Genomic DNA, 9,101 nt, shown 5'->3' with positions numbered 1-9,101 from the left:
GGGCCCGCCGGGGGGGCGGGGCGGCGCGCTGCCGGCGGTGCGGGCGCGGCGGGGGGCCCCCCCCGGCGGGCGCCCCCCCCCCCCCGGCCGGGCCCCCCCCCCCCCCGGCGCCCGTGTGCGTGCCCGCTCAGCCGAGCCGGGCGACCTCCGGGTGGGCTTCCAGCCACGCCCGGACGGCCTGCTGCTCCTTGCCCTTGCCGGTTTCCTGGATCTTGGCCTCCAGGCCGGTGAGCTGCTGCTCGGTCAGCTTGAACGAACGCATCCAGGCCGCCACCTCCGGCTCGTCGGCGGCGAAGCCCTTGCGGGTGACGGTGTGGATGCCGTCGCCCTTGCCCCAGGCGCCCTGCGGGTCCTGGAGCTTCTTCATGTCGTACGAGGCGTACGCCCAGTGCGGCGACCAGAGCACGACCGCGATCGGCTCCTTCTTGGCGTAGGCCCGCTTGAGTTCGGCGAGCATGCCGGGGGTGGAGCCGTCGACGACCTGGTACTCGCCGTCGAGGCCGTACTGGGGCAGCACCTTGTCCTTGAGCATCTTCATCTCGCCCGCGCTGGGCTCGATGCCGATGATCCGGCCCTTGAACCGGTCGCCCTTGCCCTTGAGGTCGGCGAGGGAGGTGACGTCCTTCATGTAGGAGGGGACGCTCAGTTCGAGGGAGGTCGGGCCGTACCAGGCACCCAGGTCTTCGAGCTTGTTCCCGTACTTCTTCCAGTACTCGGACTGGGTGACGGGCAGCCACGCGTCGGTCTGGACGTCGATCTGGCCGCCCGCGAGGCCGGTGAAGAGGGCGCCCAGCTCCAGCTGGCGGGCGTCGACCTTGTAGCCGCGCCGCTCCAGGAGTTCCTTCCACAGGTAGGTGGAGGCGATGCCCTCGTCCCAGGGGATGTAGCCGATGCTGACGGTGCGGCCCTTGCCGGTGTCGGGAACGCCGGAGGCGGTCGTGGCGGCCGTCCCGCCGCCGAACATGCCGATGCCGCCCGCGACGAGGGCCAGGACCACGACGCCGCTCAGCGCGTGGACCGGCTGCGGCCGGTGCTGCCACACCCTGGCCGCGCCCCGCGTGGCGGCGCGGGCCTTGGCGAGGGCGCGCCGGCCGAGCGGGGAGACCTGGCGCCCGAGGGCGCCGGTCATCCGGTCCAGGTACATGGCGAGGATGACGATGGAAATGCCCGCCTCGAAGCCGAGGCCGATGTCGACGCTGCCGATGGCGCGGTAGACGGCGCCGCCGAGTCCGCCGCCGCCGACCATGCCGGCGATGACGACCATGGACAGGCCGAGCATGATGACCTGGTTGATGCCGGCCATGATCGTGGGCAGTGCCAGCGGCAGCTGCACCCGTAGGAGCGTGTTGCGCGGGGTCGTGCCGAACGCGCTGGCCGCCTCGACCAGCTCGCCGTCGACCTGGCGGATGCCGAGCTCGGTCATCCGCACGCCCGGGGGCAGCGAGAAGATGATGGTCGCGATGATGCCGGGCACCACGCCGACCCCGAAGAAGATGATGCCGGGGATGAGGTAGACCATGGCGGGCATGGTCTGCATGAAGTCCAGGGCGGGCCGCAGCACGGCGCTCACCCGGTCCGAGCGGGACGCCCAGATGCCCAGCGGCACCGCGATCACCAGGGTGACCAGGGTGGCGACCAGGACCAGGGAGAGGGTGGACATCGCGTCGTCCCACAGGCCGACGGAGTCGACGAGCGCGAACCCGGCGAAGGCCAGCAGACCCGCGAGCAGGCCGCGCAGCCACCAGGCGCCGACGGCGAGGATGCCGGCGAACAGCAGGGGGGCGGGGGCGGACAGGACGGCGTCGATGCCGTCGTAGAGGCCGCTGACCAGCGAGCTGATCGCGTCGAAGAGCCAGGACAGGTGGCGCTGGAGGAAGTCGACACCGCTGTCGACCCAGGCACCGAGGTGGATGCGGGGCATCAGGCCGCCACCTCCGTGGTGCAGTCCATCGGGGGCCGCTGCTCGTCACCTATGAAGGCGACGAGGCGGTCCTGGCCCACCGAGCCGACGACGGCGCCGTCCGCGCCGGTGACGGCGACGGGGTGCGGGACGCGGGCGCTGACCGCGCACAGGTCGGCGAGCGGGGTGTCCGCGCTGACGGTGGGGCAGTCGCAGGCGTCGGCGTGCGGCTCGGGCTCCTCCATGACGGCGTCGGCCGTCAGGACCCGGGAGCGGTCGACGTCCTGGATGAAGGAGGCCACGTAGTCGTCCGCGGGTCGGGTCAGGATGTCCTCGGCCGTGCCCTGCTGGACGATCCGGCCGTCGCGCATGACGGCGATGGAGTCGCCGAGCCGCATGGCCTCGTTGAGGTCGTGGGTGATGAAGACGATCGTCTTCTTCAGCGTGCGCTGGAGTTCGAGCAGCTGGTCCTGCATGTCGCGGCGGATCAGCGGGTCGAGGGCGCTGAACGACTCGTCCATGAGGAGCAGGTCGGCGTCCGTCGCGAGGGCGCGGGCGAGGCCGACGCGCTGCTGCATGCCGCCGGACAACTCGTCGGGCCAGGAGTTCTCCCAGCCGCCGAGCCCGCACAGCGCCAGCGCCTCGGCGGCGCGCCGTTCGCGCTCGGCCCGGGGGACGCCCTGGACCTCCAGGCCGTAGCCGGCGTTCTCCAGAACGTTCCGGTGCGGGAACAGTGCGAAGTGCTGGAACACCATGCTGATCTTCGTGGAACGCACCCGGCGCAGCTCGGCCGGGGCGAGCGCGGTGAGGTCCTCACCGTCGAAGAGGATGCGTCCGGCCGTCGGCTCCAGCAGTCCGTTGAGCATGCGCAGGAGCGTGGACTTGCCGGAACCGGACAGACCCATGACGACGAAGATCTCGCCGGGCTCGACGCGGAAGGAGGCGTCGATGACGGCGGCCGTGATGCCGTCCGCCCGCAGTTCCTCACGGTCGGTGCCGTTTTCGAGCGTGCGGATCACCGCCGCGTCGCCCTCGTCGTCGCCGGGCCGTCTGCCGAACACCTTGTACACGTGCTCGGCCTGGAGCGTGGACACATACACCTCGCGGGTCGTGGGGGATACGGCTCGCGCGCCGGTGGGGCGACGCGCACCGTGGAGCGGTGCGGGATCCGCCCGCCCTTGCACCGGCCTCGTGAGAGAGCGGTGGAAGGTTCCGTTCCAGAGCCCCTCGTTCCCGGCCTTGCTCAGTGCAAACGCAAAGGTGATCTACCTCACGGTGCAGGCGGGGGTGGGGGCGGGCATACGACGACGCACGCCGCCGGGGGTGGCGACGTGCGTCGTGGGTGGTGCCGGTCTTCGCGGCGCCCTTCGCGGGCGCGAGTCCGTCAGGCCCGGAGGGCGGGCGCGGTGCGCCCGGCGGGGCTCTCGGACGGCTGCGGGTCGGCCAGCATGGACTCCCGAAGGTGGGCCAGGAGCCGGGTCAGCAGACGCGACACCTGCATCTGGGAGATGCCGAGGGCCGCACCGATCTGGGCCTGGGTGAGTTCCTCGCCGAAACGCATCTGCAGCATCCGGCGCTCGCGGTCGGTGAGCTGTTCGAGCAGCGGGGCGAGGGTCTGGATGTCCTCGACCAGCTCCATGGCCGGCTCCTCCTCGCCCATGACGTCGGCGAGGCTCTGGCCCTCCGTCTGGTCGCCGTGCTCGGACTGCGGGGCGTCGAGGGAGCCGCTGGTGTGACCGTTGGCGGCGACGAGCCCCTCAACGACCTCGTCCTCGGAGAGGCGCAGGTGTGCGGCGAGGTCGGCGACGGTCGGCGAGCGGTCGAGCCGTACGGTGAGCTCTTCCTTGGCCTTGGCGATGTCGATGCGCAGCTCCTGGAGCCGGCGCGGGACGTGGACGGCCCAGCTGGTGTCGCGGAAGTGCCGCTTGATCTCGCCGGTGATGTACGGCATGGCGAGGGTGGAGAACTCGTTCTCCAGGCTCGGATCGAACCGGTCGATGGCCTTGATCAGGCCGATGGTCCCGACCTGGACGATGTCTTCCATGTCACCGCCCTCGCCGCGGCCGCGGAAGCGGCGGACGGCGTACTGGACGAGTGAGGCGTTCATCTCTATGAGCGTGTTGCGGACGTACTGGTACTCCGGGGTGCCCTCGGACAGCTCCCGAAGGCGCTTGAAGAAGACCTTCGAGAGTTCCCGCGCGTCCGACGGGGCCACCTCCCGCGGGTCCTCGATCAGCGGGAGGCCCGCTGTGTGGGGACGGGGGCGGGGGGCGGGGACTCCCGTGTCGGCCGGACGAGCGGTGTCGGCGGTGCGGGAGAAGGGGGCGGGGACCGGCATGGGGGTTCGCTCCTTGGGCTGGTCGGCTTGCGGCGCGGGACCTTGACTGCGGTAGATGTTGGACTGCTTCCGCTCTTACGTCAAGAATTACCGGAAAAACTTTTCGCGTATTGCGCCACCTGAATCAGATGTCGCATCATGAGCCTATGGGCAGTCCGTCTCAGCGACATAATTGGACATTTTTGACGAATCATGCTCGCGTCCTCGTGGCCATCGCCCGGGATCCCGGCGTACGGCTGAGGGACGTAGCCATGACGTGCGCCCTCACCGAGCGCACCGTCCAAGCGATCGTCACCGACCTGGAGACGGACGGATACCTACGGCGCGTGCGGGACGGCCGCCGCAACCGGTACGAGATCTCCGACAACGCCCTGTTCCGCCACCCCGCCGAGGCGGGCGTCCAGGTGGCGGGCCTGCTCGCCCTCCTCGCCGGAGCCCCGGGCTCGCGCCAGACCCAGGCCGGCTCGGCATCGGAGGCGGGCGTGGGCATCGGGGGCTAGGGCCGCAGGAGTGGCTCACATCACCCGGAACGCGTCCGCCGTGCGGTCGCGGTGGAAGGTCAGCCGGTCCCAGGCGGGGAACGCCAGGTCCGTGAGGGCCAGCAGGCGCCCGGCGGCGTCGTAGAGCGCCCGGCGGACCGTCAGCCCGCAGGCGGCGGACGCCGCGGGGACCGGCGGATGGGTGGTCCTGGTCATGGTGAGGGTCTCGACGGTCCGGCCCTGCGCCCGGGCGCGCTCCAGCCACCGCTCCAGGGGGGCCAGATCCAGGTCCCGGACGGCAACCCGCTCGCGCAGGTCCGCCAGCTCCGGGTTGCGCGCCACGGCGTGCGGGCTCAGGTACGTCACCGCGTGCCGGCGCGTCTCCCCCGCCGGGCCCAGCTCGCGGTGGTGGTGGACCAGCGTCCGTTCCCCACCGCGCATCCCGAGGGGCGCGGCGAAGGACGGCGGCACGGTGACGAGGGTGAGCCGGCCCTGCGTGACGCCGGCCGCCGCCGCGACCCCGCGCGGCGCGGGGTCGGTGGCCGTCGCCGCACGGGGTGCGGGGCCGGTGGCCGCCGGAGCCGGCGCCCGGGGATCGGGGTCGGCGGCCGCCGGAGCCGGTCGGGTGCCGCGCTTGCCGGTGACGACCAGCCCGTCCGCGCGCAGCTGCTGGAGGGCGGCCCGGACCGTCTGCCGGTTGACCCCGTAGCGGGCCGCGAGGCTGCGCTCGGAGGGCAGCTTCCCGCTCTCGTCGAGCGCCGCTCGGGCGAGTTCCTGCCGCAGCGCGGCGGCGATCCGCTGGTACTTGGGCATGGCGGCCGGGCCGGGCATGACGTCTCCTCTGACGGGGGGCCAAGGACTGCGGTCTGCCCGACCAACCTAGCAGTGGTCTATACCTTTGACACGGGTGTCGCAGGCTCCCGGAACCACCTTGGCCGAATCCGTACCCTCTAATTCCGCTCGGAGCGCAGGGGGTTCGGCAACGGCAGGTAGCGCGCGTCGGCGCCGTCCGCCCTGGTCCACCGCAGCAGCAGGTTCGTCTTCGCCGGCAGCGTCGGGGCGGCCAGCAGCGCGGCGATCTCGGGCAGGTCATGGGCGGCGTCGAAGCGCAGCAGTTCCTCACGGACCGCGGGCCACATCTGCCCGGCGGCCTCCGGGTGCCGCTCGGCCAGCGTTCCGGCGATCTCCGCGAGGTGGTTGACGACCAGGCAGTAGACGAGCCGCTGCCAGGCGGCCTCCCGCGGGAGGTCCGCGGGCAGCTTGACCCCCTCCGCGTCGCGGAAGAGGGCCTGGACCGGCATGCCCCGGCCGTCCACGGCGACGAGGCAGTTCTGCAGGTGGGCCTCCAGGACGATCCCGCGCCGGGCGAACAGCCCCAGGACCGGCGGCACGACCCGGCGCAGGTACGCCCGCCACCACGCGCACGGGTCCGCGGCCGCCGCGAGCGGGCTGCCCCCGAAGCCTTCGGCGAGCGCCGCCGCGAGCAGCGGCCCGGCCCCCGGCACGACCCGCCCGTGCAGGCCGTCACGGACGACGACGGCGAGTTCCTCGAAGGCGAAGCCTGCCGTCCGGTAGCCCCGGTCGGCGAGCCACACCGCGTTCGATCCCGCCCGGCGCAGCTCGTCGAACCCCGCCCGGACCTCGGCGTCCGTGTGCCCCAGCCGCAGCAGGTCGTGCCGCCACAGCCGGCGCACGTCGTTGGTGATCCGGACGTCGAGGCTGAACTTGACGAACGCGTCCCTTTTCGGGTCCGGCACGTACAGGGTGCGGACGGAGGCGGTCGGCCAGACGCTGCGCCTGCCCGGGCCGAGCCGCACCAGCCGCCCGTCGGCGAAGGCCTCGCGCAGCGCCGGACGGCCGGCGATCAGGGCCAGCTGCCACGGATGCGCCGGCAGCAACCGGTACCCGGCGGGCGCCCGGGGCCCGTCGAGGATCCCGGCGAGCTCCTCGATCGCCTCGGCGGCGGCCGGGCCGCCCTCCTCGACGGCCTGGTCCTCCCGCACCCCGAGGAACAGGAGCGGGAAGCGGGCGTGGGCCTCGGGGGCGTAGGGCAGCCAGCTCGCGGCGGGTGCCCCGCCGCGGGCCTTGGGGGCCGGATGGTGCGGGTGCCCCATGACGAGGGCCTGCTCCGAAAGGACGTACGGGTCCGCCGGTGCCTCCGCGTCGGCGCGGGCCGCCAGCAGCGCCGCGATCGTGTCCCGGCTGTCGTTGATCTCGGCCGGCAGTTCGTCGTTGGGGACACCGGTGTACTGGCGCAGCTCGTCGGAGGTCAGCTTCACCAGCTCCGCATGGCCGAGCTGACGCCAGCCGTGCGCCGTGCCCAGCTCGGCGAGCACGGACCGGCGGGCGCCGTGCACCCGCAGCAGCCGGCCGCTGCCGCGCAGCCGGTGGACGCCGTCCTCCCCCGTGGGATCGGCCGTCTCGCGCAGCAGGCAGTTCAGCAGCGGGGTGGCGGCGTACGCGTCGGCGGCGGCGTTGAAGTCCACTGGTTCCATTCGATCCATTCGGTGATCATCACCGATCATCGGGTAAGGCAATTATGAGAGAGGAACGGAACCCTGGACCGCAGCACGCACGCCCCCCGCTCCACGGCCGAGGAAACGGTCGCCGCCGAACTGGCCGGGGTACGCCCTGGGCTCGGCGCCCCCTATGCCGCGGCGCTCGGCGGTGCGCGGGCGGCCGTGCTCACCCGGCTGTGGCGGGCGCTGGCCTTCGAACCGCTGCCGTGGGTGGAGCGCCGGGAGAGCGGGCCGGACTCCCTGGTCGTGTTCACGTCCGGCGGCAGTCGGCTGGAAGGACCGCTGCCCGACCCGTACGCCACCGGTGACCGGGTCGGCGAGCTGATCCTGGACGGGCGCGTCCACCGCCGGGCCGCGGGTCTGATGGCGGCGCTGGGTGTGCCGCACGGCGCCGCGTTCGCCGCCGAGCTGGACGACAGCACGGCCTCGCTCGCGCTGTCCCGGGCCGGGCAGCCCCACGAGGGCCTCGACGGCGCCCCCGAGGCCGGCTGGCAATGGGAGCAGCGGGTGGTCGACGGGCATCCGTACCACCCCAACTGCCGCTCCCGCCCCGGCTTCTCGGTCGCCGAGCAGCTGGCGTACGCCCCGGAACACCGGCCGCTGGTCGAACTCGGGACGGTGGCCGTCCCGGCCGGGCGGTGCCTTTTGAGCGGGACCTGGCCGGAGCGGCTCCGGGACGGGGACCACGTCCTGATCCCGGTGCACCCCTGGCAGGCGGAGCACGTCCTGAGCACCGGGGCCCGCTGGGGCCCGTCCGGCCCGGGCATCCCGGCGCACCCGCTGATGGCGCTGCGGACCCTCGCCCCGGCCGGGGGCGGCGCGCATGTGAAGACGGCCCTCAGCACCCGGCTGACCTCCTCGGTCCGTGACATCTCCGGCCGGTCCGTGGAGACCGCGGCGGTCCTCTCCGACTTCGCGCAGGCACTGGCCGAGCGCCTCGACGGGCGGCTGCACGTGACCCGCACGCTGGGCGCGGTCACCGCCCACAGCCCCGACCTGGCGGCGGTGCTCCGCGAGCCGCCGGAGACGTACGCGGGCCCGGGCGAGCGGGTGGTTCCCGTCGCGGCGCTGGCGGGCACGGCGCCCGTGCGGTCGGCGGCCTGGCGCGGCCAGTTCGCGCGGCTCGTCCTGTCGGTGTGCCTGGAGGTACTGGACCTCGGGGTCGCGCTGGAGGCGCACGGGCAGAACCTGCTGGTCGTCCTCTCCCCCGACGGCGCCCCGGTGCGGCTCGTCTACCGCGACCTCGGTGACATCCGGATCAGCCCAACCCGGCTGGCCCGGCACGGCCTGCCCGTGCCCGCCGTATCGGGCCGGCAGATCACCGACGACGTGGCGGCGCTGCGGCGCAAGGTGTTCGGCTCGGCGGTGGCCGGGGCCCTCGCGGCGACCGTGGGCTCCGCACCGGCGCTCGGCGAAGCCCTGGCGGAGCTCACCTCACTGGCGCCGACGGCCGACAGCGAAGCCCTGGCACGGGAGCCGATCCCGGTGAAGGCCCTGACGCTGATGCGGCTCAGCCCCGGTGTTCCCGGCGACCAGTGGGCGGAGCTGCCCCACCCGATCAGCGGTCGGCGGGGCAGCGTTTGAGCCACCGGCCGCGCCGTGCCTGCCGGCGGGGCAGGGCCCGAAGCGCTCGACCGCACGGTGCCGGTCGGCGAAACAGGGACCGAGCCGTTCGACCGGGCCGTGCCGGCCGGGGGACAGCCGTTGAGCCACCGGCCGCGCCGTACCTTCCGGCGGGGCAGGGCCCGAAGCGCTCGACCGCGCCGTTCCGGTCGGCGAAACAGGGACCGAGCCGTTCGACCGGGCCGTGCCGGCCGGGGGACAGCCGTTGAGCCACCGGCCGCGCCGTACCTTCCGGCGGGGCA

The 9,101-nt window shown here is 73.5% G+C and carries 7 protein-coding genes; 2 read left to right on the top strand and 5 right to left on the bottom strand.

Going from position 1 to position 9,101, the window contains the following annotated elements:
* Nucleotides 1-127: 127 nt before the first annotated feature.
* From ACIA6C_RS16940 to ACIA6C_RS16930, 3 genes are all read right to left on the bottom strand, one after another.
* Nucleotides 128-1,921: an ABC transporter permease/substrate binding protein gene (locus ACIA6C_RS16940; RefSeq protein ID WP_399276546.1), complete on the bottom strand. Its 1,794-nt coding sequence runs from the start codon at nucleotides 1,919-1,921 to the stop codon at nucleotides 128-130.
* On the bottom strand, nucleotides 1,921-2,994 hold the full coding sequence (locus ACIA6C_RS16935; RefSeq protein WP_366082802.1) for a betaine/proline/choline family ABC transporter ATP-binding protein: 1,074 nt from the start codon (nucleotides 2,992-2,994) through the stop codon (nucleotides 1,921-1,923). The genes ACIA6C_RS16940 and ACIA6C_RS16935 overlap by 1 nt, the downstream gene beginning before the upstream one ends.
* Before the next feature lie 290 nt (nucleotides 2,995-3,284).
* Complete coding sequence (locus ACIA6C_RS16930; RefSeq protein ID WP_399276543.1) at nucleotides 3,285-4,238, bottom strand: SigB/SigF/SigG family RNA polymerase sigma factor; 954 nt, start codon at nucleotides 4,236-4,238, stop codon at nucleotides 3,285-3,287.
* A 182-nt stretch (nucleotides 4,239-4,420) separates the two neighbouring features.
* Here ACIA6C_RS16930 and ACIA6C_RS16925 point away from each other — a divergent pair, with 182 nt between their 5' ends.
* Nucleotides 4,421-4,738: a MarR family transcriptional regulator gene (locus tag ACIA6C_RS16925; protein WP_399276541.1), complete on the top strand. Its 318-nt coding sequence runs from the start codon at nucleotides 4,421-4,423 to the stop codon at nucleotides 4,736-4,738.
* A gap of 15 nt (nucleotides 4,739-4,753) precedes the next feature.
* Here the strand turns inward: ACIA6C_RS16925 and ACIA6C_RS16920 are convergent, their stop codons facing one another.
* Both ACIA6C_RS16920 and ACIA6C_RS16915 read right to left on the bottom strand, forming a co-directional pair.
* Nucleotides 4,754-5,548 (bottom strand): winged helix-turn-helix domain-containing protein, encoded by a 795-nt coding sequence (locus tag ACIA6C_RS16920; protein WP_399276539.1) that lies wholly within the window; start codon nucleotides 5,546-5,548, stop codon nucleotides 4,754-4,756.
* Between the two features lie 119 nt (nucleotides 5,549-5,667).
* Nucleotides 5,668-7,221, bottom strand: coding sequence for an IucA/IucC family protein (locus ACIA6C_RS16915; protein ID WP_399276537.1), 1,554 nt, complete (start codon nucleotides 7,219-7,221; stop codon nucleotides 5,668-5,670).
* A 54-nt stretch (nucleotides 7,222-7,275) separates the two neighbouring features.
* Here ACIA6C_RS16915 and ACIA6C_RS16910 point away from each other — a divergent pair, with 54 nt between their 5' ends.
* Nucleotides 7,276-8,820 (top strand): IucA/IucC family protein, encoded by a 1,545-nt coding sequence (locus ACIA6C_RS16910; RefSeq protein ID WP_399277285.1) that lies wholly within the window; start codon nucleotides 7,276-7,278, stop codon nucleotides 8,818-8,820.
* The last annotated feature ends 281 nt before the right edge of the window (nucleotides 8,821-9,101 follow it).

The organism is Streptomyces sp. NPDC051578 (genome assembly GCF_044454045.1).
Classification (GTDB): Bacteria; Actinomycetota; Actinomycetes; order Streptomycetales; family Streptomycetaceae; genus Streptomyces.
Note: the sequence above shows the minus strand (reverse complement) of the source record. Positions and strands in the feature narration are given on the sequence as shown.

Bases quoted from the DNA above. Each gene is read 5' to 3' on its own strand.
- ACIA6C_RS16940 (WP_399276546.1), bottom strand. From the start codon at position 1,921: ATGCCCCGCATCCACCTCGGTGCCTGGGTCGACAGCGGTGTCGACTTC.
- ACIA6C_RS16930 (WP_399276543.1), bottom strand. From the start codon at position 4,238: ATGCCGGTCCCCGCCCCCTTCTCCCGCACCGCCGACACCGCTCGTCCG.
- ACIA6C_RS16920 (WP_399276539.1), bottom strand. From the start codon at position 5,548: ATGCCCGGCCCGGCCGCCATGCCCAAGTACCAGCGGATCGCCGCCGCG.
- ACIA6C_RS16915 (WP_399276537.1), bottom strand. From the start codon at position 7,221: ATGGATCGAATGGAACCAGTGGACTTCAACGCCGCCGCCGACGCGTAC.